Source organism: Sporosarcina trichiuri, assembly GCF_030406775.1.
Classification (GTDB): domain Bacteria; phylum Bacillota; class Bacilli; order Bacillales_A; family Planococcaceae; genus Sporosarcina; species Sporosarcina trichiuri.
Map to the genome: position 1 here is coordinate 2,140,167 of NZ_CP129119.1, position 22,360 is coordinate 2,162,526.

The 22,360-nt window shown below is 55.9% G+C and carries 23 protein-coding genes; 9 read left to right on the forward strand and 14 right to left on the reverse strand.

The genetic code is table 11. The annotated features are described in order from the left end of the window. Nucleotides 1–4 precede the first annotated feature (4 nt). A complete protein-coding gene (locus QWT68_RS10820; protein ID WP_290148357.1) occupies nucleotides 5–787 on the reverse strand; it encodes a DUF4230 domain-containing protein in 783 nt (260 codons plus the stop codon). A gap of 127 nt (nucleotides 788–914) precedes the next feature. On the opposite strand from QWT68_RS10820, the gene QWT68_RS10825 reads away from it, so the two are divergent. The 5 genes from QWT68_RS10825 to QWT68_RS10845 all read left to right on the forward strand — a co-directional run bounded on the left by QWT68_RS10825 (nucleotide 915) and on the right by QWT68_RS10845 (nucleotide 4,772). After that, a complete protein-coding gene (locus tag QWT68_RS10825; RefSeq protein WP_290148358.1) occupies nucleotides 915–1,163 on the forward strand; it encodes a hypothetical protein in 249 nt (82 codons plus the stop codon). A 74-nt stretch (nucleotides 1,164–1,237) separates the two neighbouring features. Next, nucleotides 1,238–2,071 carry a bifunctional hydroxymethylpyrimidine kinase/phosphomethylpyrimidine kinase gene (gene thiD, locus QWT68_RS10830; protein WP_290148360.1) on the forward strand — a complete coding sequence of 278 codons (834 nt, stop codon included), beginning with the start codon at nucleotides 1,238–1,240 and terminating at the stop codon, nucleotides 2,069–2,071. A gap of 130 nt (nucleotides 2,072–2,201) precedes the next feature. Then, nucleotides 2,202–2,552, forward strand: coding sequence for a YojF family protein (locus tag QWT68_RS10835; RefSeq protein WP_290148362.1), 351 nt, complete (start codon nucleotides 2,202–2,204; stop codon nucleotides 2,550–2,552). Nucleotides 2,553–2,577: 25 nt separating this feature from the next. Further along, a complete protein-coding gene (bshB2, locus tag QWT68_RS10840) occupies nucleotides 2,578–3,243 on the forward strand; it encodes a bacillithiol biosynthesis deacetylase BshB2 (RefSeq protein ID WP_290148363.1) in 666 nt (221 codons plus the stop codon). A 173-nt stretch (nucleotides 3,244–3,416) separates the two neighbouring features. Then, complete coding sequence (locus tag QWT68_RS10845) at nucleotides 3,417–4,772, forward strand: YjiH family protein (protein ID WP_290148365.1); 1,356 nt, start codon at nucleotides 3,417–3,419, stop codon at nucleotides 4,770–4,772. 578 nt (nucleotides 4,773–5,350) lie between these two features. On the opposite strand, the gene QWT68_RS10850 is transcribed toward QWT68_RS10845, so the two are convergent. After that, nucleotides 5,351–6,295, reverse strand: coding sequence for an L-threonine 3-dehydrogenase (locus QWT68_RS10850; RefSeq protein WP_040287608.1), 945 nt, complete (start codon nucleotides 6,293–6,295; stop codon nucleotides 5,351–5,353). Nucleotides 6,296–6,482: 187 nt separating this feature from the next. On the opposite strand from QWT68_RS10850, the gene QWT68_RS10855 reads away from it, so the two are divergent. Both QWT68_RS10855 and QWT68_RS10860 read left to right on the forward strand, forming a co-directional pair. Beyond that, the gene (locus tag QWT68_RS10855) at nucleotides 6,483–7,151 is read left to right on the forward strand and encodes a hypothetical protein (RefSeq protein ID WP_290148366.1); all 669 of its coding nucleotides are present in this window, start codon (nucleotides 6,483–6,485) and stop codon (nucleotides 7,149–7,151) included. An 11-nt stretch (nucleotides 7,152–7,162) separates the two neighbouring features. Further along, entirely contained in the window at nucleotides 7,163–7,333 is a 171-nt protein-coding gene (locus QWT68_RS10860) for a hypothetical protein (protein WP_179860799.1), read from the forward strand. Between the two features lie 169 nt (nucleotides 7,334–7,502). Here the strand turns inward: QWT68_RS10860 and QWT68_RS10865 are convergent, their stop codons facing one another. From QWT68_RS10865 to QWT68_RS10905, 9 genes are all read right to left on the reverse strand, one after another. Then, nucleotides 7,503–8,693: a glycine C-acetyltransferase gene (locus QWT68_RS10865; RefSeq protein ID WP_040287610.1), complete on the reverse strand. Its 1,191-nt coding sequence runs from the start codon at nucleotides 8,691–8,693 to the stop codon at nucleotides 7,503–7,505. Between the two features lie 71 nt (nucleotides 8,694–8,764). Beyond that, nucleotides 8,765–9,838, reverse strand: coding sequence for a hypothetical protein (locus tag QWT68_RS10870; protein WP_290148368.1), 1,074 nt, complete (start codon nucleotides 9,836–9,838; stop codon nucleotides 8,765–8,767). Between the two features lie 87 nt (nucleotides 9,839–9,925). Then, nucleotides 9,926–10,510 (reverse strand): YczE/YyaS/YitT family protein, encoded by a 585-nt coding sequence (locus tag QWT68_RS10875; RefSeq protein WP_290150481.1) that lies wholly within the window; start codon nucleotides 10,508–10,510, stop codon nucleotides 9,926–9,928. 303 nt (nucleotides 10,511–10,813) lie between these two features. Further along, the gene (gene ybaK, locus QWT68_RS10880; protein ID WP_040287612.1) at nucleotides 10,814–11,287 is read right to left on the reverse strand and encodes a Cys-tRNA(Pro) deacylase; all 474 of its coding nucleotides are present in this window, start codon (nucleotides 11,285–11,287) and stop codon (nucleotides 10,814–10,816) included. A gap of 72 nt (nucleotides 11,288–11,359) precedes the next feature. Beyond that, complete coding sequence (locus tag QWT68_RS10885; protein WP_040287613.1) at nucleotides 11,360–11,920, reverse strand: hypothetical protein; 561 nt, start codon at nucleotides 11,918–11,920, stop codon at nucleotides 11,360–11,362. Nucleotides 11,921–12,001: 81 nt separating this feature from the next. After that, nucleotides 12,002–14,173 (reverse strand): DNA topoisomerase III, encoded by a 2,172-nt coding sequence (locus QWT68_RS10890; RefSeq protein WP_290148370.1) that lies wholly within the window; start codon nucleotides 14,171–14,173, stop codon nucleotides 12,002–12,004. A 113-nt stretch (nucleotides 14,174–14,286) separates the two neighbouring features. Next, nucleotides 14,287–14,850 (reverse strand): NADPH-dependent FMN reductase, encoded by a 564-nt coding sequence (locus tag QWT68_RS10895; RefSeq protein ID WP_290148371.1) that lies wholly within the window; start codon nucleotides 14,848–14,850, stop codon nucleotides 14,287–14,289. A 68-nt stretch (nucleotides 14,851–14,918) separates the two neighbouring features. Beyond that, nucleotides 14,919–16,871 carry a cation:proton antiporter gene (locus QWT68_RS10900; protein ID WP_290148372.1) on the reverse strand — a complete coding sequence of 651 codons (1,953 nt, stop codon included), beginning with the start codon at nucleotides 16,869–16,871 and terminating at the stop codon, nucleotides 14,919–14,921. Nucleotides 16,872–16,908: 37 nt separating this feature from the next. After that, on the reverse strand, nucleotides 16,909–17,073 hold the full coding sequence (locus QWT68_RS10905) for a hypothetical protein (RefSeq protein WP_290148374.1): 165 nt from the start codon (nucleotides 17,071–17,073) through the stop codon (nucleotides 16,909–16,911). Between the two features lie 121 nt (nucleotides 17,074–17,194). Here QWT68_RS10905 and QWT68_RS10910 point away from each other — a divergent pair, with 121 nt between their 5' ends. Both QWT68_RS10910 and QWT68_RS10915 read left to right on the forward strand, forming a co-directional pair. Beyond that, a complete protein-coding gene (locus QWT68_RS10910) occupies nucleotides 17,195–18,244 on the forward strand; it encodes a hypothetical protein (protein WP_290148375.1) in 1,050 nt (349 codons plus the stop codon). Nucleotides 18,245–18,270: 26 nt separating this feature from the next. After that, nucleotides 18,271–18,456, forward strand: a complete 186-nt coding sequence (locus tag QWT68_RS10915) for an SE1832 family protein (protein ID WP_040287617.1) — start codon at nucleotides 18,271–18,273, stop codon at nucleotides 18,454–18,456. Nucleotides 18,457–18,535: 79 nt separating this feature from the next. Here QWT68_RS10915 and QWT68_RS10920 read toward each other — a convergent pair whose 3' ends face one another. The 3 genes from QWT68_RS10920 to QWT68_RS10930 form a co-directional block, all read right to left on the reverse strand. Then, the gene (locus QWT68_RS10920; protein ID WP_290148377.1) at nucleotides 18,536–20,017 is read right to left on the reverse strand and encodes a phospholipase D family protein; all 1,482 of its coding nucleotides are present in this window, start codon (nucleotides 20,015–20,017) and stop codon (nucleotides 18,536–18,538) included. Between the two features lie 111 nt (nucleotides 20,018–20,128). Continuing rightward, nucleotides 20,129–20,674: an RNA polymerase sigma factor gene (locus QWT68_RS10925; RefSeq protein WP_040287618.1), complete on the reverse strand. Its 546-nt coding sequence runs from the start codon at nucleotides 20,672–20,674 to the stop codon at nucleotides 20,129–20,131. A gap of 109 nt (nucleotides 20,675–20,783) precedes the next feature. Continuing rightward, nucleotides 20,784–22,034, reverse strand: coding sequence for a hemolysin family protein (locus QWT68_RS10930; RefSeq protein WP_040287619.1), 1,251 nt, complete (start codon nucleotides 22,032–22,034; stop codon nucleotides 20,784–20,786). Nucleotides 22,035–22,360: the final 326 nt, after the last annotated feature.

The following is a 22,360-nucleotide window of genomic DNA, read 5'->3' on the forward strand; positions in this document are numbered from 1 at the left end:
GCGATCACTCCTTGAATGTGATGGTGACATCATATCCGGCGAACGAGAACATCTCGCGCAGTGTCTGTTCGGCGTTCTGCCCGGCCGTGGTGAGCACGCCCTGCCCCGCACTCTCTTCCCGGATCATTTTCTTCGCTTCCTCCGCCAGATCATACGCTTCTTCGATATCCGCTTTCTGGCGGAACACCCCTTCGTAGGAGTACACTTCCACCTGGTCGAAGAAGATTTCCGCGCCTCCGAGGAATTCCGGTTTCGGTAGTGCCAGCTCTGCGGTCTTCGCTTCTTCATTTATCGTAATATCTTTCTGTTCGACTGCGGAGAAATCGACGCCGGCTTTGATGGCGCCCGGGATGACGACGAGCAGCTGCCGTTTCGTACCGGGCAGGTCGAGTCCGATGCTCTGACCGAACAGTTCGTTGTCCTGCCGCTCGATGATCACTTTCGTATAGGCCTCGGCAGTCGCCAGCTCGTTCAGGTCCTGGATCTGCTCCAGGAACGACGTCTTCTGTTCGGTCTCTGTGCTCCCCTGCTTGAGCAAATAGAATGCGATGAACGGCAGGGAGACGACAAGCAGGAGGACGAGCAGCGCGATCAGCAGGAATGATTTCCGCCACAGGGAGAAGAACACGCCGAGCAGCTGCCAGACATTTCTGCGTTCTTTCCTCGGCCGTCCCATCGTCTCTTCGACGGTGACCGCCTGCTCCTCATCGGATGCTTTGAGTTCTTTCAGCAGCCGTTCGACTTCCTTCAGTTTCCGTTCGTCATCCGACGGCGATTGTTTTGCCATGGTCAGCCTCCTCTGCATGGTGCTGTCTTTGTTCCGTCTATAACCGTTTCCGGTGTTTCTGTAACGTACGGATGCCGGGACTTCCATTCCCTCCTGCATGGTATACTGTCACCAGGGAGGGGATCCTATGGCAAACGTGCCGATCCGTGAGAAAGTGAAACGCATCATGTCATCCGCAAGTGACGGCAGCCGCTATTCCGAAACATCGAAACGGGCCGGCCTGTATATCCTCTATACACTGTTCGCAGCGGCCGCCCTGCTGCTGGCTGCGCTTGCTGCCGGACTTGTCCAGACGGGTCATTATATTGGAAGTGCGGTGGTATTGCTTGCCGGCGCTGCCATCGGTTATGTGCTCGTGCAGCTCATCCGTGCGTAATCCACACAATTTGTAATTGCAATTTCATTTCAGTACACTTGATTATACCTTATTCGTAAAGGAGTCCTCTACAAATGACTTTGAAGAAAACGTTAACAATCGCAGGCTCGGATACGTCCGGAGGTGCGGGCATCCAGGCAGACCTGAAGACTTTCCAGGAGCTCGGCACGTACGGCATGACCGCCCTGACTGTCGTCGTGACGATGGATCCGGACAACAATTGGAGCCATAATGTTTATTCCCTGCCGATCGACGTCGTCAAAGCGCAGATCAAGACAGCGCTTTCCACCGGGATCGACGCAGTGAAGACAGGCATGCTGAGCACGGAGGAAGTCATCCAGACCGCAGGCGAAGCGATCAGTGAATCCGGCGCGGAACATGTCGTCATCGATCCGGTCATGGTGTGCAAAGGGGAGGACGAAGTGCTGAACCCCGGCACTGTCGATGCGATGATCGAATACCTGCTGCCGCGTGCGGAAGTCGTGACGCCGAACCTGTTCGAAGCGGGACAGCTTGCCGGCATGAAGACGCCTGCGACGATCGATCAGATGAAGACCGTCGCAGAGAAGATCCATTCCCTCGGCGCGAAGAACGTCGTCATCAAAGGCGGGAAGCAGCTGCAGCACGACAAAGCGGCGGATCTGTTCTATGACGGAACGGCACACCTGCTGCTCGAATCCGAAAAGACCGACACGCATTACAACCACGGGGCGGGCTGCACATTCGCAGCAGCCATCACAGCGAACTTGGCGAATGGCGCAGACATGAAGAGCGCAGTCATCGACGCCAAGGCGTTCGTCGCTGGCGCCATCGCCAACGGCTGGAAGCTGAATGAGTACGTGGGACCCGTCATGCATGGCGCGAAAAACCGTTTCGGCGGACCTGAGATCACTACAACTGAAGTATGACAGACCGCAGGCACTGGAAAGTCCCCCTTCCCAGTGCTTTTTCCATGCCGGAACTGCAAAACTGCATTTCGTTTCGCAACCCGATATACTTATCTATAGTGAAAAAAACTCAGCCGGAGGAGGAACAACCATGGAACCAGTGAAACAAGAAGAGCTCCAGAAGCTCATCGATTCCTTTGCAGGCAAAGATGTCTACATCCATCTGGAGACGACGAACGGCGCCTACGCGGCCCATTTCCAGGAAGGATTCTTCAATGCGGGCGCATTCATCCGCAATATTGTCGTCAATTACGAACTCGGGAAAGTCGCAGGGGAATCCCCGCACCGCGTCGGTCTGAAACTGCCTTCGGGCTGGATCTATGCGCAGGGCATCACTCATTACGAGCTCGACGAATACGGCCGCCTGCTGATGGCAGGACTCGGTCCGGACGGCAAACTTGCTGTCGCTCTGCAGATCAGCGAAACACCATTCACATATTGAGAGTACAGAAGGAGGAACTTGAACTATGGAACAAGAACGCCATGTATTGGTCATTTTTCCGCATCCGGACGATGAAGCATTCGGCGTGTCGGGCACGATCGCCACATATCTCGAAATGGGAGTGCCTGTGACATATGCCTGCCTGACGCTCGGCGAAATGGGACGCAACCTCGGCAACCCGCCGTTCGCGACCCGGGAAACGCTGCCCGGCATCCGCAAGAAGGAGCTGCAGGCTTCCGCTGACGCCATGGGGCTCACCGACCTTCGGATGATGGGTCTCCGTGACAAAACGGTAGAATTCGAAGACGATGAAAAGATGGTGAAGATGATCCAGGGACTGATCGACGATACGAACCCGTCGCTCGTCATCACGTTCTATCCCGGACTGTCGGTACACCCCGACCACGAAGCGACCGCCCGCGCGGTCATCGAAACGATACGCCGCATGGACGCCGGCGACCGGCCGAAAGTGTATACGATCGCGTTCGACAATGACACGGTCAACCAGATCGGCCATCCGGATGTCCATCATGATGTATCGGGAGTCAATGAGAAAAAACTCGGCGCCATGAACGCCCACGCCTCTCAGACGGTCTGGATGATGGAAGCTATGCAGAAACGTCTGGACGAACAGGATCCCGATGCGCTAAAATGGTTGAACACAGAACATTTCTACACATATACTTTTTAATAAGGAAAACGCTTTCATTTGGAAAGCTTCCGGAATTGCCCGTTTACCGGGCATCTCTCCGGGTATACATACAGGGCTTCAGACGAAATAAGTTGTTTACTTTTTGATATTCATTCATTAAAATGAATAAATATACATAGTATGCAAGACTTCATACATAAGGAGCCTTCAGAATGAAAAAAGCGTCTTTGTCGAACTGGTTATTGTTTTTGCTCCCGTCCTTAGCGGGAATCCTGCTGTTCATGGTGCCGATGAAATTCGGCGGCGAATGGCTCGTGCCGGTCGCTGTATTGGCAGACTGGCTGTCCGGTCTCGTGGAACCTATTATGCCGTTCGCGGCGATGGTGCTGATCATCATCTCTGCGGTCGGTTCGGTGATTTACCTCTTCATACCGTTCAAAGATGAAGAGAATCCGACATTCCCTGAAAAACTCTTCAAGATGACACCGTTCTGGACACTGACCCGTGTGGTCGGAGCTGTTTTCGCTGTCATGGTGACGTTCCAGCTCGGACCGGAGGCGATTTGGAGCGAGAATACAGGCGGCATGCTGTTATCGCCGGACGGCCTGGTGTCGTTCCTGTATACAATCTTCCTGTTCGCCGGTCTGTTCCTGCCCTTGCTGCTGAATTTCGGTCTGCTCGATTTTTTCGGAACGATGATGGTCAAAATCATGCGTCCGCTGTTCAAGCTGCCCGGCCGGTCATCGATCGATGCGCTGACGTCCTGGGTGGGTGACGGGACGATCGGTGTGCTGCTGACAAGCCAGCAATATGAAGAAGGCCATTACACGAAGCGGGAAGCTGCCGTAATTGCTACGACGTTTTCAATCGTTTCAATCACCTTCTCGCTGGTCATCATCCGTGAAGTCAACCTGGAACAATATTTCGTGCCTTTTTACGCGACGGTTGCATTGGTCGGCGTTGTGCTCGGCCTGATCATGCCCCGGATCTATCCGCTTTCCCGGAAACCTGACGAACATATAGACGGTTCTCCGCAGGACGACTCGGAAAAAAAGATTCCTGAGGGGTACAATGTGGTAACCCACGGTCTGAAAAGTGCGCTTGAGACAGCCGATAAGAACCGTTCCCTTGGCAAAATGGCCGGCGATGGTTTCCGCAACGTCCTCGATATGTGGCTCGGTGTCGCGCCGATCGTCATGGCGTTCGGTACGATCGCGACGATGCTCGCAGAGTACACGAGCCTCTTCACGATTCTCGGGAAACCGTTCGTACCGCTGCTGAACGTGCTCGGCATTCCGGAGGCAGCGGAAGCGGGCTCCCTGATGATTGTCGGGATTACCGACATGTTCCTGCCGGCTTTGCTTGCGAACGGTCTGCTTACGGAGCCGATCACGCTCTTTACAGTGGCCACCATTTCCGTCGTGCAGCTCATTTACTTATCTGAAGTCGGCGGACTGATCTTAGGGACGAAAATCCCAGTCAATCTGTGGGATCTCATCGTCATCTTCCTGATTCGTACACTGATCGCGCTGCCGATTGTGGCAGGCGTCGCCCACTTGATTTTTTAATGAACCCCCCCTCTTTCCGCTTCTGCGGAAGAGGGGTTTTTTGTGTGATGATATGCGGCGGATGGGTTTAATTGGGGAAAATGCAGTGCGTGGGGGGCGGCAATTGTGAAGTTATGAGCAATTTGGAGTGGGTTATGAGCGGAAATCTGGGTTTATGATCACTTCCGAGGGTTTATGAGCAGACACTGGGTTTTATGATCACTTTGGCGAGTTTATGAGCGGAACGGCCGGGTTTATGATCACTTTGCTTTCACCAGCGCCCCCTTGCCCCGACGGCACTACGAAAAAGCCGGAGCCGCAGGCGGAGCTGACAAGCCAATCTTTGATTTGTCTGTTTTCTGCGCGGCTCGGGGACGTGCGGACGTTAGGGATGAGCCGCGGCCCTCGCAATTTTGAAGTTATGAGCACTTTGGAGTGGGTTATGAGCGGAAATCTGGGTTTATGATCACTTCCGCGGGTTTATGAGCGGAAACTGGGTTTTATGATCACTTTGGCGAGTTTAAGAGCGCAACGGCCGGGTTTATGATCACTTTCCCTGTTTTATGAGCAAAACGCCCCGCGCGGCGGGGCGTTCATCATCAGGCGTTCACTTTTTTACGGATCTTCTCGAGCATGTCCGCGACCATCGTGTCCATGTCGTAGGTTGCTGCAAAGCCCCATTCGGCTTCCGCCGCAGAGCAGTCGAGGGAATTCGGCCAGCTGTCGGCGATCGACTGGCGGACCGGGTCGACGTCATACGCCAATTCGAATGACGGGATGTGCTTTCGGATGGCTGTGGCCAGCTCTTCCGGATCGAAACTCATCGCCGTCACGTTGAACGCATTCCGGTGGATGAGGTTCGAGGCGTCCGTCTCCATCAGGTCGACGATCGCCTGCAGGGCATCCGGCATGTACATCATATCCATGTACGTGCCTTCTGCGATGAAGGACGTATACTTCCCGTCCTCGACCGCTTTGTAGAAGATATCCACTGCGTAGTCGGTCGTGCCGCCGCCGGGCTGTGCGACATACGAAATGAGGCCCGGGAACCGGACGCCGCGCGTATCGACGCCGAACTTCTCAAAGTAATAGTCACAGAGCAGTTCACCGGAGACTTTGTTGACGCCGTACATCGTCGTCGGCCGCTGGAATGTGTCCTGCGGCGTATTGTCTTTCGGCGTCGATGGGCCGAATGAGCCGATCGAACTCGGCGTGAAGAACTGCAGATCGAGTGCGCGCGCCGTTTCAAGCGCATTCACCAGGCCGCCCATATTGAGGTTCCATGCAAGCAGCGGGTTCTCCTCCGCCTTCGCAGACAGCAGTGCTGCCATGTGCATCAGTGTGTCGGCGCCGAATTCTTTCGCGAGTTCCGTCATCTTCACACCGTCAGTCACGTCAAGAATCGCAAACGGTCCGTCCATCTCCGTCTGAGGCTCCCGGATATCAGTTGCCAGCACATTTTCCGTTCCATATTCGTTACGCAGTTTGACGATCAGTTCCGAGCCGATCTGACCGAGTGCTCCGGTCACCATGATTTTTTTCATCTGTCTGCCTCCTATGACTGTTTGTATTTATGGAGAGGACACATTTTATCAATAAAATAAAAGATCCTTTGTTTCTCGATGAAATCGATTATAAACTGTTCTGCTCATAAAAACAATATTTCATACAGTGATGCAGGTAATTATCTGAAAGCTATGCTACAATAAAAGCAATTGGAGGGTGTGTCTCTTGAAGGATAATCCATTTATCGTGCGGGGCATTGCCCGCTGGCTGATGCTGTTCGCGGGCGGTGTGCTGCTGACAGTCGTCCTGCTGTTCGCGGACATCCCGTTCTGGGCGGTGTTCGCCATCATCATGATGCTCTATCTGCTGGTCACCATGGGCTGGCCCCTGTACATCATCTACCTGTCCAGGAACGTGAAGAAAATTGATGCGTTCCTAGCGAAGAACCGGTCGAATGCCATCTTCGGCTACGCCTATGCAGTCGGTCATGAACCGGCGGATCGAGTGATCGGCGCGCTGGAAACCATTTTGCAGACGTTCAAGCAGCCGAAACTGCAGGCGGTGTACGCTGCCAATCTCGCGGTCTGGCAGCGGGATGCCGAAGCGCTGCATCGTCTCGCCATCCACCTGCCGTCTGCGGATTACGTCAATTACTACACGGCCTGTGCTGTCCTGATGGAAGGAAATACGGAACGCGCCGAAACAATCCGCCAATCCATCCGGAAGGCCTGGATGTCGCACGCCCTTCAAGCCGGGATTGCCGGGCAGGCCGGTGACCGGACCGCTTACCGCAGGGAAGCGGAACTGGCGGCAGCCCATTCTCGCGGTGTCCAGCATTACATTATCGTTTCTCTGTTTGAACGGGAAGACAGCCTTTTCCCGATACCTTCATAGGAGGGATAGCAATGGAGTACACCGAAGACACAGCCGTTGAACTGAAAGACGGGCGCAGGGGGGTCATCCTCCTCGTGCGCGCGGACGAGCCGACCCGGTATGACATCGAGCTGACGGACGGTGAGATCACGACCGTCTTCCACGATGAGATTGCGGCCAAAGACGATTTTCCGGTCAAATGAAAACAGCCTGGACAGAATTTCTTGTCCAGGCTGTTTTTCACGGGTTTGAGCGGTCCCTTCTGTAATCAGTATAGCTGCATATCAGCTGACGGCTGCATAATGAGCAGGACTGCCTCCTTTGGAAAAGGCTGTTTCCGTTCCCGGGAAAGGGATCGGAAACAGCCTTCTTTTATTGGATGACGCCGAGTTCTTTGCCGACTTTTTCATAGATAGCAAGCGCATCATCGAGCATCGCTTTCGTATGGGCAGCGGTCGGCATGTTGCGCACGCGGCCGGTGCCTTTCGGGACGGTCGGGAAGACGATCGATTTTGCGTAGACGCCTTCTTCCGCCAGCCGTTTGGAGAACTGCTGGGTCAGCTTCTCTTCGCCGATGATGCACGGCGTGATCGGTGTTTCGGAATTGCCGATGTCGAAGCCGAGCTTCTTCAGGCCGTCTTTCAAGTAGTTGCCGTTCTCCCACAGCTTGTCGTGCAGTTCGGTGGATGCGCTGATCTTATCGAGCGCCCCCATGATCGCTGCCACGTCGCCCGGCGGTACAGCCGTCGAGAACAGGAACGGACGGGAGCGGACTTTCAGCCAGTCGATCAGCTTCTGTGTGCCGGCCACATAACCGCCGACAACACCGACTGCCTTCGAGAGCGTCCCCATCTGCATGTCGATCTCCTTTTCAAGGCCGAAGTGCTTGACGGTCCCCTTCCCTTTTCCGGTGACGCCTGAACCGTGTGCATCGTCGACGTAGGTGATGAGGTCGAATTCCTTTGCAACTTCGACCGCACCCGGCAGGTTCGCGATGTCGCCGTCCATCGAGAAGACGCCGTCCGTGATGTACATCACTTTGCCGTACTGGCCCGATTCCGTCGCTTCCTTCGCTTTCGCGCGCAAGTCATCCATATCCTGGTGTTTCACCCGGATGATCTTCGCACCGGAGAGGCGGCAGCCGTCGATGATGGACGCGTGGTTCAGTTCATCGGACAGGATCGCGTCGTTTTTGTTCATGACCGCGGAGATGGCCGCCATGTTGCAATTGAAGCCGGACTGGAACGAAATCGCCGCTTCGGTGCCTTTGAACTCGGCGAGTTTCTTCTCGAGTTCGATATGAATGTCGAGCGTTCCGTTGATGGTGCGGACGGCACCTGCACCGACCCCGTATTTCTTGACCGCTTCGATGTTGAGCTGTTTCAGGTCTTCATCTGTCGCAAGACCGAGATAGTTGTTGGAGGACAGATTGATGAGTTCTTTGCCTTTGATTTTGATGATCGGGCCGTTCGGGCCTTCGACAGGTTCGATTTCGTTATACAGTCCCTGGTCTTTCAGTTCCTGCAGGTTTTCGTCTAGAAATTGGTTGAGTATGTGTGACAAACTGATCTCCCTTTCGACACGTGATGCTTTAAGTGTAGCATAATCGGACCGGTTCCCGGTACCGTTGCGTGTCAGACCGGCAGCAGGGTGAGCAGTGTCTTCGATTTTTCCGAGAATGCCTGCTGATCGAGCGCGCTGTCCATTGCGGCATCGATTCTGCCTGTCAATCCGGCATATCGGTGCATCGCTTCCGCCGCTTCGCCTATCGCAGCCTTGTAGCGGAGACGGATGGCATCGATTTTCCGTTCGGCCAGTTCGTCTTTCGCGCAAAGGCCTGCAAGGTTCAGGATTTCATCGCCTTCCCGCTCGATGTCGTAGACGTGCGGTTCCGTAGCATCGATCAGACAGACTGACAGCTCCGGGAATTGGATGACGTCAATGCTTCCGGCGTCCAATCCGCACCAGCCGTATTCGGTATCGATGCCCCGTTTCTCCGCTTCCGCAGCGAGCGCTTTCATCATCGTCGACTTCCCCGTGCCCGGGAGTGATTTGATGAGGATCCGCCGTTTCGCCGTCTTCGTGATGGAGGGGATGAAGTCATGCGCACCTGATGCGGACAGCGAGCCGATGATACGGTGGGTGACAACGGCTTCCTTGTTCAGCCGCAAGGTCCCGAACAGGTCCGCTGCAAGTTTCGCGGTGATGGCCGTATGCTCGGCCCAGTCCATCCGTGCGATGTTGACCGCCTCCCATTCGTCGTGGATGGCCTTCGCTTCCGAGAGGGACTGCAGCGCTTTTCCTAATACCGCTTCCGCTTCCTCCGTATGCTGGACGATCGACGGATTGACTGCACGCAGTTTGTCTTCATCATAGACATCGTAGAAACTGACGACACGGTGTCGGCCGCCGAGATCTGCAGGCTCCAGGGAGACCGGTGCGGAGGCGGAGATGTAGAGGATGCCGGCGTCCTTGACGTAGATGCCGTCGGTCTTCTCCAGATGCAGTGGACTCCTGAACCTCTCGATATCACTGCCGCGGCTTGCGTGGAGTGCTGCCAGTTCGTTGAGCAGGCCGGACAGGGCGAATGCCGGCGGTGTTTTGATGAATACCGTGACCGCCGCCTGCCGGATGAGATGATCATACTTATGGATGATGCCGTCTCCTGTATAGGCTGTTCCCATAGATTCCGTGATGCTTCCTGTCATCATGACCACCCTTTCTGAACACGTCTCTTACAAGATATGAGGAAGGGGACGAAAAAAGCACAGCCGCTGGGGGCTGTGCCGGGAGACTCATAGAAGGGCTTCGATATTGGGCTCGCCCGCCGCGCGCAGCAGCAGCCGCTGGCACTGGGGCATGGCGATATGGACGACCTGCCCGATCAGCAGGGCGATGAGAACCGTGCCGATGCCGACGGGTCCGCCGAGCGCCCAGCCGAGCAGCGCGACGATCACTTCGATCGAGGTCCGGACGACTTTTACGCTTATATTGAATTTATGGACGATGAGCAGCATGAGGCTGTCCCGCGGGCCTGCTCCCATATTCGGCGAAACATAGAGCCCGATGCCGTACGACATGATCACGACCCCGGCGATGAACATGCCGATGGCGCCCGGGATGGTGTGAATGTCAGGCAGCAGCCAGTTGAACAGGTCGATGAACGACCCGAGCAGCAGCATGTTGAGCCATGTGCCGTATTTCGGCCATTTCCTCTGGAAGGCGGCCGTCGTCAGGACGATGGCGAGCCCCGTGATGATGCTCCAGGAACCGATTGTCAGGCCGACCTTCTGGTACAGGCCGACATGCAGGACGTCCCACGGTCCGATGCCGATGAGCTGCCCTTTGATGGTCATCGCGATTCCGAGCGCCAAGATCATCTGTCCCACTATGAAAAAAATCCATCTCCATTTCCGTAAGGTCATCATATGCATTCTTCTTTCTGAAGCCGTCGCTGGATGGACGGCGAAATGTCACTGTCCATTGTAGCATATGCCTGGGATCGTGGTTTGGCGCGATGGAAGGGTTTTTGTCTGCCGGGTTTTTATGAGGCGGGATGCCGAAGGTGTGAAGTTATGAGCGAAATACAGTTTTAATGATCACTTTCATGAGTTTATGAGCGGTTCGGCACTGTTTATGATCACTTTGCTCTCAGCGGGGCTCGCCGTTCCCGCACAGCCACTTTATTTACACAACTCCACAAAGGGCGCTCCTGTCGCCCGGGCGTAGTCTTCCGGCTTGAGTTTCATCTGGAAGCCAGGTTTACCCGCACTTGCGTAAATGGCAGGTTTGGCTGCCGCCGATTCGTCGAGGAAGACGGGTAGCTGCTTTTTCATGCCGATGGCGGAACAGCCGCCGCGCACGTAGCCGGTGACAGCGGTGAGCTGCTTCAGCGGAAGCATCTCGATCTTCTTCTCCCCTGCTGCCCGTGCCGCCTTCTTCAGATCGAGTTCACGGATGACGGGGATGACGAAAACATAATACCGGTCCGTGCCGGCTGTTGCAACGAGCGTTTTAAAGACGTCCGCTTCGTCTCCCCCATCCGCCGCTGCATTGGCGTCCTCTGACAGGTCACGTTCCAGCAGCTCATGCGGGATGCCCTCGGCTTCGAGTATGCGGATGGCATTCGTTTTGATGTGCTTGTTCTTTTTCGCCATAATGCATCTCCCCTTTCTACGCCATTTAAAAAACCCGCCACTGGATGGGCGGGTTCGAAGGCTGTGCGTCATTCAGGCTGTCAGGAAGAAGGCGGGTGCCGCGACTTCATAGCCGCGCGCACGTGCCTCCGTCTGTACAGCATAGGCGGATGCTGCCTGTTCGTAAAGTTCGCGCATCACATCGGTTACGGATTGCTCTGCCGATACCGTGCCTTCCGACCGTTCTTCGAGAGCCGCCTCGGCAAGCTGAGCGGACCGGAGACGGTCTTCGAGTGCGAGCTGCGCTTCGGCTTCCATGATTTTAGCGGACGCAGCCGCAGCGAGCTGATGGTCCACTTCGGCGGGATCCGATGCGGACAGCGCTTCGCGGCGGACATTCCGCCAGCTGTCGATCGTCTCTTCCAGCGTTTCACCGAGCGGCAGGGCCACCTGCTTGAGCTGGCCGGCTCCGAGTTTACGGAACGGCTCCGCTGCCGGCAGTTCCTGGGCCGCCTGCAGATTGCGGGCCGCCTCTTCGCGTCTGGCCGCGTTGCCGCGCACATAGGCGTCATCCCGGCTGTAGGCCGCTTCGGCTTTCAGTCTGCCGGCTCGCACTTGCTGGGACACTGCCGGGCTCATCGATATGGAAACCATCCTGCTCACCTCCGTCCAAAACTTGTGTATCCAGTATACAGCAAGGCTTTTTGAGGTTCATGAGGCCAAGGAAACTTTTTCTTACTTGTCAAATAGTTTCTTCAGCGCATCCGCCATTGCTGTGTTTTCCGGTTCTTCGTGCTCCTGCTTCTTAAGATACTTCTGGACGTCGCGCTTATCGGCCTTTTTGCCTGAACTTTGGGCCCGCCGTTTTTCGAACGCCGACAGCTTTTCCCTGTAGCCGCATTTGCAGACGAAGATCTTGCCGTCGCCGTGCCCGCGCAGTTCTAATTTCTTCTTGCAGTTCGGGCAGCGGGCATTCGTCAATGTGGAGACGGTCTGGCGATGACCGCATTCACGGTCCTGGCAGACGAGCATCTTGCCGCGTTTGCCGTTCACTTCAAGCATCGGTTTTCCGCAGTCCGGACACAGTTTGCCGGTGACGTTATCGTGCTTGAACTTCTTGTCATCGGCTTTGATGTCCCGGATCGTTTTCTTCGAGAAGTCGATCATGCCTTGGATGAACTGGTCTTTCTTCAGTTTGCCGGCGGCGATCTTGGACAGGTCATTCTCCCATTCCGCCGTCAGTGCGGGCGATTTCAAGTCTTCAGGGACCAGTTCAAGCAGCTGCCGGCCCTTGGATGTAGTGTAAATGTCATTCCCTCTTTTTTCGATGACAAACATACCGAACAGCCGCTCGATGACGTCCGCCCGCGTCGCCACGGTTCCAAGTCCGCCGGTTTCACCAATTGTCTTGATGAGTTCTTTCGATTCCCCTGCCATGAACTGCGCCGGGTTCTCCATCGCAGCGAGCAGTGTCCCTTCATTGAACCGTGCGGGCGGCTTCGTTTTGCCTTCCGTGCGGTTGAACGCGCGGATCTGCAGGGTCTCGCCTTTCTTCAGTGCAGGCAGAGCATCGGTGTCCGCTTCTTCTTCATCGGATGAATAGACGGCTTTCCAGCCTTCATCGGTGATCGTCCGGCCTTTCAATGTGAACGTCTCGCCGCCCGCGGTCAGTTCTGCTGTCAGCTGCTCATACCGGAACGGCGGGTAGAAGACAGCGAGGAACCGCTTGACGATCAGGTCGTAGAGCCGGTTCTCCTTATCGGAGAGCGCATGCAGCGACGGACTTTCCTCTGTCGGGATGATCGCATGGTGATCGGACACTTTACTGTCGTTGATGACGCCTTTCTGCGGCTTGAGTGCACCTTTGCGCAGCAGTGCGTTCACCGCTTTCCGGTATGGCCCGATTTCGACCGCTTTCACACGGTCTTTCAATGTGTTTTCCATATCGCCCGTCAAGTGTTTCGAGTCCGTCCGCGGGTACGTCACCGCTTTGTGGCGCTCATACAGGTTCTGCAAGGTCGACAGTGTTTCCTTCGCGGACCATGACCAGCGGCGGTGCGCTTCTTTCTGTAGCTCGGTCAGGTCGAACAGCGGCGGTGCCGGCTGCGATTTCGGCGCCGCGTTGACATCTGTGATCCTGCCTTCCGTAACCGAGTCGAGCTTATTGAGTTTCTCGTTCATGACCGCTTCGTCGAAGGCCTGCGTCTGCCCCTTGGCGTCACGCCACGTGAAGCGCCCTGCTTCGGTCAGCGCCTGCATGCCCCAATACGGCTTCGGCTGGAACTGCTGGATCTGCTTTTCGCGTTCAGCAATCATCGCGAGGGTTGGTGTCTGCACGCGGCCTGTCGACAATTGGGCATTGTGCTTCACGGTCAGCGCCCGGGTTGCGTTAATGCCGACGACCCAGTCGGCTTCTGCCCGTGCAGCCGCCGCCTCGTACAGGTTGTCATACGCTTTGCCGTCTTTCAGATGGGCGAAACCGTCTTTGATAGCCTTATCCGTGACGGATGAAATCCAGAGCCGTTTGATCGGCTTACGGTTTTTCGCGAGTTCGAGGATCCAGCGGGCCACGAGTTCCCCTTCACGTCCGGCATCGGTCGCGATAATGACTTCTTTCACGTCGTCGCGGCGAAGCAGCGCTTTCACAGCGTTATATTGTTTGGTTGTCTGTTTGATGGGTGTCAGCTTGAAGGGCTCCGGAATGATCGGCAGGTGCTCCATCTTCCACTCTTTGTATTCATTGCCATAGCCTTCGGGATCCGCATGTGTCACGAGGTGGCCGAGCGCCCATGTGACGATGTACTTGTCCCCTTCCAGAGAGCCGTTCCCTTTTTTATGACAGCCGAGCACACGTGCGATATCACGCGCGACGGATGGTTTTTCTGCGAGTACTACTGATTTTGACATGGTCAGTCCCCTTTCACTTAAGTCCATTATACGGAATCGGCGCTAGCTTTTCAGTGTTCATCCGTTAAAAAAGCCCGCCCTCCGGAATTCCGGTGCGGGACGGGCGGTTGTTCTTATTGTTCGTCAATCATACCGGTTGTCAGCTCTTTGCCCATCTCCGTATATTTCACGAAGACCCGGGCGAGCTCCTTCAGCCGGTCATGCACGTTGTCATCGATGATCTTGCCGGTTTCATCAAAGTGATCTCGGTGCGTGTAGACGTAGTTCGGTGTCACGAGGCACCGGAAGTAGTCGAGGATCGGTTTCATCTGGTTCTCGACGACGAGGTGGTGCTGGTACGTGCCGCCGTTCGCGACGATCGATACCGGTTTGTAGCGCATCGTCCGCGGCGGCAGCATATCGAATGCATTCTTCAGCACACCGGGGATCGATCCCTGGAACACCGGTGTCGCGATGACATAGCCGTCCGCTTCCTCGAACTTGCGGATGAGCTGTTTCATGTCGTCGTTGTAGTCGTCCGCCGGCCGGCCGTCGACGAATTGGTGATCGTAATCTGCGAAACTGAGCCGCTCCATGTCGAAGCCGCAGCCTGTTTCCTCAATGTATTTCTCGACAGTATCGAGCACGATGCCCGTTTTGCTGCCGATAATGGTCCCGTCCACAAACAAAACTTTCAAAATGTCCGTACCTCCTAATGATCATCTCACTGTTCATGGTATCAGAAAGAGTTGGAATTGACTTGCAATCAGCTTGACGGCTCCTTGGACGGTCCTGGCTGGATCGGCGGGGGCGCATCGCCGGGCAGTGCCGGCTTCCCTTTGCCCGCTTCTTCGGTGAACCGCTTTTCCACATGGACCTGGTCGGCGCCGTCTTCCCCTTTTTCGACAGCCACCCGCTCTTTCGCCCGTTCGATCTGCTTCACAGGGTGCGACAGGGCGACGACCGTATCTCCCGCAGACGCCTGCAGCTCCTCGTCCGGCGTGTAGAATTCGACACTGCCGTCTTCCCGCAGAATATACAGCAGGACGGACCGGTCATCCCGCTCCCGCAAGTACTGCGTATAGCTGTACTGTTTGGAGAGGACCGTCTTCCGGAAGACGTGCCCGAGATTCATCCGTTCCTCCAGGTCGTAGATCGACAGGCCTGGTGTGAATAAGGTCCTCCCGCCGGTGACATTGAAGGAGTCGACCCCTTTGCCGACATGGAAGGCCGTCTGGAACAAGTGCTCACGTCCGAGGTCGTGCAGGAAGTCCGCGCATATATGCGCGTTGTACGTATCTGCTTTCGTCATGGCGAGCATGTACCGGTACGGTGTCATGTCGAGATTGTACTCGGTCTGTTCGGACAGGATGTCGCCGACACGGCTCGGCAGTCCGAGCTTCCGGGCATGGGACAGACCCGCCCAGGAATTATCGATCATCAGCACGGCATTGCCGGTCTCTTCGATGGACCTTGCCAGTTCAGCTCCGAATTTCGTGCCGCCGACAATGAGGACACCTGACTCATCCGTCGTCGTCAAGTTGAGCCGCCGGGCGAATGGGCCGATCGTGAAGCCGTGCAGGACGACGGTCGACAGGACGAGCGCAAAGGTGAGCGCCGTCAGCAGATCCGCGTCTTTGTAGCCGTTTTCCAGCAGAATCGATGCGAAGTAGCCGGACACGGTCAGGGCCACGATTCCCCGCGGGGCGATCCAGCCGATCAGGTTACGCTCCCGGTAGGAGAGATCGGTGCCGATTGTGGAGATCCAGATGGACAGCGGCCGGACGATGAACAGCATCGCCAGCACGTAGAAGATGATATGCCAGTCCGCAATCTCGATGAGGACGTGCGGATCGAGCGACGCCGTCAGCATGACAAAAATTCCGGAAATGAGCAGGACGGAAATGTTTTCCTTGAACTGGCGGATATCATGGATGGATGTCAGGTGCATGTTCGCCATGACGATCCCCATGGCCGTGACGGCTAGCAGTCCGGTTTCGTGCATGATTTCATCCGATACGACAAATGCAAACAGCACGACTGCGAACAGGACGGGGGCTTTCAGGAATTCCGGGACGGCCCCTTTCTCGAACGCTGCGCCGAGGACACGGGCGGATGCCCAGCCGATGAAGACCGCGAACAGCGAGGCGGCCGCAAACAGGCCGAGCGCGCCGAGCGTCACCTGGGCGTTGATGAATTTGATGAACTCGAAGGCGAAGACGGCGAGCAGTGCACCGAACGGGTCCACGATGATGCCTTCCCATTTCAGGAGTGCCGCCGGCCGCGGTTTCAGTTTCGCCTGCCGCAGCATCGGCAGGATGACGGTCGGTCCCGTGACGATGAACAGCCCGCCGATTACGAAGGCGACCGCCCAGGACAGGCCGGCGACATAGTGTGCCGCGAGCGACCCCGCAATCCAGGCGATGAACGCGCCGGCCGTGACGATGCGTGTGAGCGGCCGGCTGAATCCTTTGATCTCCCGGAAGTCGAGGTTCAGGCTCCCTTCGAACAGGATGATCGCTACGGCAAACGAGATGATCGGGCTGAACAGGTCCCCCATCGATTCTTTCGGGTTGATGAAGCCGAAGACCGGCCCCACGACCAGCCCGGCCAGCGCCATGACGACGATGGCAGGCAGCCGGAAGCGCCAGGCGACCCACTGGGACAGGATGCCGATCAGCACGACAAGCATGAGATCCGCAGCTAGTGATCCAAACATTCGGTTTTTGACACTCCTAACGCGTTGAAATTTCGTTTTAGTGTACCACAATCAGACTCGGAAACAACTTTTTCACCCAGATTGCGAGAGTGCCCGGCATCCGGCCGAATTGTGTCTGGATGCCGACAAATTCGATGAAGTGTCCGATACCTCGCGCAATCTGTCCGATATGGCCGGCCATCTGTCCGATACTTCGCGCCAACTGTCCGATACACCGCGCCAACTGTCCGATATCATCCAATCCCCCGCTGCTCCGCCGGCCGCAATGTTCATAATCTCGTCCCGCTGCTCATAGAGTGGACAGCAAGAGATTGCAGGAAAGGATGATTCCTATACTTACACAACCGACGAAGCTGATTGCATTCGATCTATCATCGGCTGACGAAAAGAACGGATACCCCGTGCGCCGTGCGCTCCGGATTGCAGAAGAACTCGCAGCGGAGGCTGACACGGTCTTCATCACCAGCCAGGACCTGGCCCTGCCCGACACATGCCGCCGCATTCAGGCCGCCACCCAGCGCGACCTGCTGAGCACACTCGCCTTTCTGAAACCGGATGTTCTGGTCCGCGATTGCGGCAACACCGCCAAAGAGGAATCGGAAGCCGTGCGGAATCTCGTGCCCGCCGTCCTCCATTTCGACGATTTCGGCGAAGGCGGACAGGCTGCCGATCTCGTCATCCAGACATTATATGGAGACTCGGAATTCAATGTGACAGAAACCTATAAGACCGGCATCGGGACATTCCTGCCGGATCCGCGCGCCGACGAGCTGCGCAGACAGCGGGACGGGCAGACTGCCGGTGATCCGCCCCGGCTGCTCATCGCATTCGGCGAGATCGATCCGGGCAATCTGACATTCCGGGCATTCCGGCATGTCATGAACCTCCAGATCCCGCTCAATGTCACGATCCTGCTCGGCCCGTCCTACGCACATGATGACAGCTCCCTCCGGATGATGGCGCTCAGCCGGCGCAACACGGCCATCAAGAAAGCGCCGCACGACTTCCTGAGCCTGGCGGCGGCATCGGATATCGTCATCTGCGGCGGTGGCTACATGCCGTACGACGCGGCGAGTCTCGGTGTTCCGTGCATCGTCCTGGCCCAGAGCTCCTTCGAAACCGAGCTGCAATTTCCGTCTGACCGAGACGGTTTCACGCATCTCGGTCTCGGCCGCAAAGTGAAGCAGTCGAACCTTTTAAACGCCATCATGGAACCGCTCCTCCACGACTCCCTCCGGCAGCGCGATATCGACCGCCAGCTGTCCCTGCCGCTCGGCAAAGAGGCGGACAGCGTATTCGAAGCCGTCCGTTACCTGCTTGAGCATCCGAAACGGGCTGTCCCCGGCAAGCCGGTCCCTGATGTGGTAAACTGATGAAAACACATCAGGAGGTCCAATTTATGACCAAATCACAGATCGAATCGGAAATTGCAGAACTGAAGATGGAGTACATCAGCCTGCAGGGGGATATCGAAAAACTCGAATCGACTGGGCACGGAGACTCCGTACAGAAGGCGGAAAGCCGCCTGGCACGGATGGAAGAGCGTCTTGCAGACCTCAACCGGCAGCTTGCCGAACTGGGATGACCTAAACTTATCTAAGTTGAATTGAACCGAACCATAAAAAGGCCTCCCTTCCTGATCTGGTTGGGAGGTCTTTTCCGGTTCAATAAGAGGTCAGCTTAAGCCACTCCTGCAGCGCGTAGATAATCCGCTGCGGCCGGGTCAGCTTGCTCTGGTATTCATCGATATCCAGTGTATACATGGCATCCTCGTTGTCCCACAGCCGGGTGAAGTACGCATCCAGCTCATCGGACAGCCCGCTGTCTGCCGGCGCGGTGATGTACAGATCGTTTTCCAAATTATAATTATCGAGCGTCCGTTCCGTCAGGTTGGAGGAACCGTTCAGGACATGCACGTTCCCTGCACGCTCGATCATGACGAGTTTCGTATGGAACTGGCCGACGACCGTGTTATACCACCGCACCTCGATCCGGCCCCCGCTGTCTTCCACGAGTTTCTGGACGACCGGCCGGTTCGGCAGGCCGGATTTCTCGTTGCCGAACGAGTTCTGGTTCGGGTCGAGGATCAGCTTGACTTCCACCCCTCGGTCCGCCGCCTCCGTCACGGCCTTCACAACATCCGGCTCCGCAATGAAAAACATGCCCATGCGGATACGGTCGCCTTCCTTCGCGGCAGCCAGCTGCTCCATCAGGACGTCCTTGACCTTCTTCTCGGTCAGATACTGGATGGCATACTCTCCGTCCTCCGGTTCGTCCGCTTCCACCCGGGGAAGCGTCTGACCGGACTCCTCTTTCGTATAATTCACGACAGCCTCTTCCGCTTCGACCATGTCGTTGATGATCGGGCCGCTCACCTTGAACGCGACATTACCGTGAAATCCGCTCGCATTATGCGGATTTCCCGATGTCACGAGTCCGGCTTTGTCAGTCGCGATCATCTTCCGGTGGTTCGACTTGACGTTAAGCAATTCGACGTAGGACGCGAGCCGGAACTTCGGCGCTTCCGACGACATGGCATTCGGAATCCAGCCTTTTCCGCCGATATCACCCCATCGGAAGATCGTCCGGTACAGACCCGAATACAGCGGCATCGAATCCCGAAGCGGCTCGAGGTCCGTATAGACGACTTCCACGCCGGCGTCCGCCAGCTTCGAAAACCACTTCGATTCGTACGATCCATAGCCCGTATTGAGGGGATCGGTGATGAAAACGATCGGCATGTCCGGATGCGCCGTCTTCTTCTGCACCAGCTTATGCGTCAGTGTCTCCGCGATTTTCGGGAAATCATATGGTTCGTCGGTGTAGTGATCCATGAGGAACATATCCAGGATGATGAACTCGTCCGCATCATCGATCATGGAATAGACTTCATCGAATATATAGAGTTCATGGCGCATGCCGTCCCCTTTCTGGTTCTGTGCATAGGTCAGGTCCGTCAACATCTTTACGTCGTCGGTCTTGTGCACGGCGCCCGCGTAATCGACGCCTTCCGGCAGCGGCTTGTATGTATGGTAGATGATTTCTGCTACATAGACCATCAGGTAGATCACAAGGACGGCCAACAATATATGTTTCTGTGTGCGGCTCAGCCACTTCCGTTTGGTCTTATCCTTTTTCTTCGCCATCAGCTGCCTCCTCAATGAACGTCCATCACTGACACATTCCCTGTCGGACCGGCCGGCAAACTAAAAAAGGCTTCCCCGGCTGATGTCGGGAAAGCCTCTCCGGCTGCTTATTCAGGCAATGACGAGCTCGCTGACGGATTGGTCCTGGGTCAGCAGTTCTTTCAAATACTTCTTTGCACGGAACAGGCGCGATTTCACGGTTCCGATTGAGACCTGCATCATTTCCGCAATCTCGATGAGTGAATACTGGTTGACGTAAAAGTATTCGATCGTCGTCTTGTAGATGCCGTCGAGCTGTTCGATTTTGCTGCGGACAGCGGCCCGCAGATCCTGCTGTTCCACGATGTCGCCCGGCAGCGGACTTCCGCTCGGCACGAGATCGAGCAGCGGGATATCGAGCGTGTCCGGCTGGTTCATGACATACTTGCTGCGGCGCACGTCTTTCCGGTACCGGTCCCTGAACGTGTTCATGCAGATCGTCGTCAGCCAGGCTTTCATGCGATCGACACCTTCCATGCGTCCGCTTGAGCGGACGACCTTCACCCATACATCCTGCATGAGGTCTTCCGCTTCTTCTTTGTTGCGTGTCAGTTTCAGGCATAAATGATATAGGTAACGACCATATTGTTCGTGTAATTCATCCAATGTTGGGTTCATGCGTAAACGCCTCCGTGTTCTAGCTGTTACATACAGTATGCACCAGAACCCGGGGACGAACTATCGGTCTTTCTTTCAGCTATCTTACAAACGTGTAAGGTTGCGCAATTTACGTTTCATCTTCCACGACTTCGTCAGGACGCCGTGTGATTTTCAGGCGGACGATCCGGTTGCGGTCCATCTCCTCGATCTCGAACAGCAGCGGCCCATAGGTGAACCGCTCGCCCGGATCGGGCACATGGTCCAGCTCCTGGAAGGCGAAGCCGCCGATCGTTTCATTCTCTGTCGGCAGGTCGATGCCGAGCAGGGCAACGGCTTCCTCGATTTCAAGCCGGCCCTGGCAGACGAGCGTATCTTCCGTATGCTCATAGACCATGGCGTCTTCCGCCTCGTCGGTCTCATCTTCGATCTCCTGGCCGATCATCTCCTCGATGATGTCTTCATGTGTGACAACGCCGAGAGTGCCGCCGTATTCATCCAGCACGATCGCCATATGCTTTTTGTGGGCCAGCATCATCTTGAACACTTTCTCGACACTTGCCGTCTGGACGACGAACAGCGGATCGCGGTCGATCATTTCATCAAACGGCAAGTCAGGATCCATGGACCATTCGATCAGCCGCTTGGAATAGAACACACCGATGATCTTGTCGATGCTCTCCTCATAGATCGGGTAGCGGGTGTAGAAGTATTCGAGCACCGTGCCGCGCACTTCTTCATACGTCGATTCGAGCGGCAGCGCAACGACGTCGGTCCGGTGCGTGCCCATGACATCCAGCACATCCTTCTCCGGGAAATCGAGCACTCCTTTGAGCCGCTCGGATTCCTCGTGCTGGAACGTCCCTTCCGTCGACGCGATGTCGACCATTGAACGCAAGTCCTCTTTTGTCAGCGTCGCTTCCTTCACTTTCCCTTTCGAAAGGATGCGGATGAAAAGGTTCGTGAACAGCGCAAGCAAGTATGTGAGCGGTGTCAGCAGCTTGACGAGCAGCCGGATGACGGGAGCCACTGTGTAGGCGAGCGTTTCCGCGAATGTGGCGGCAATCGTCTTCGGCAGCACTTCACCGAAAATGATGAGGACGACTGTCAGAGTCCCTGTCAAAAGTCCGAGCGGCCACCCTTTGTCAATGGCGATCTTCGTGACGATGGTCGGCATCATGATATTGGCGATATTATTGCCGATCAGGATGGCGGTGATCATCCGGTCCGGCTTCGAAATGAGCGCGCGGAGACGGATGGCTTTCGGATCCCCTTGCTCTGCCCGCATCTGGATTCTCATCCGGTTGACAGCTGTAAGTGCAGTTTCACTTCCTGATAAGAAAAATGACATCACTAAAAAGAAGGCAAGTGCGATGAACAAGAGCGATTCCTCCCGGTAAGTTTCCTGGTTTGTTTTGGGATACAGTACTGACGTGCATTCCGGCCGCCAGGTTGCATAGCCGCAAAACGCTTTCCTGCTTATGTATGAAGGTTTTCCAAGCTGTTGGAACAGTATAGCATATGAGGGGTGTCCGGGCGGTGCCGGAAGTCTGCTCTTTTTAGAATTCCCTGAAACTCTGCTATACTTAAGAAATAAGTTCCGCTTCACACATACTGCCCCGGCTGACCGGGAAAGCTGTGCGAGTGCGGCAGCAGACCGGGCCAGTCGCGGAAGTTATTTCTGTTCTTCCCGCTTAGCGGTGAATT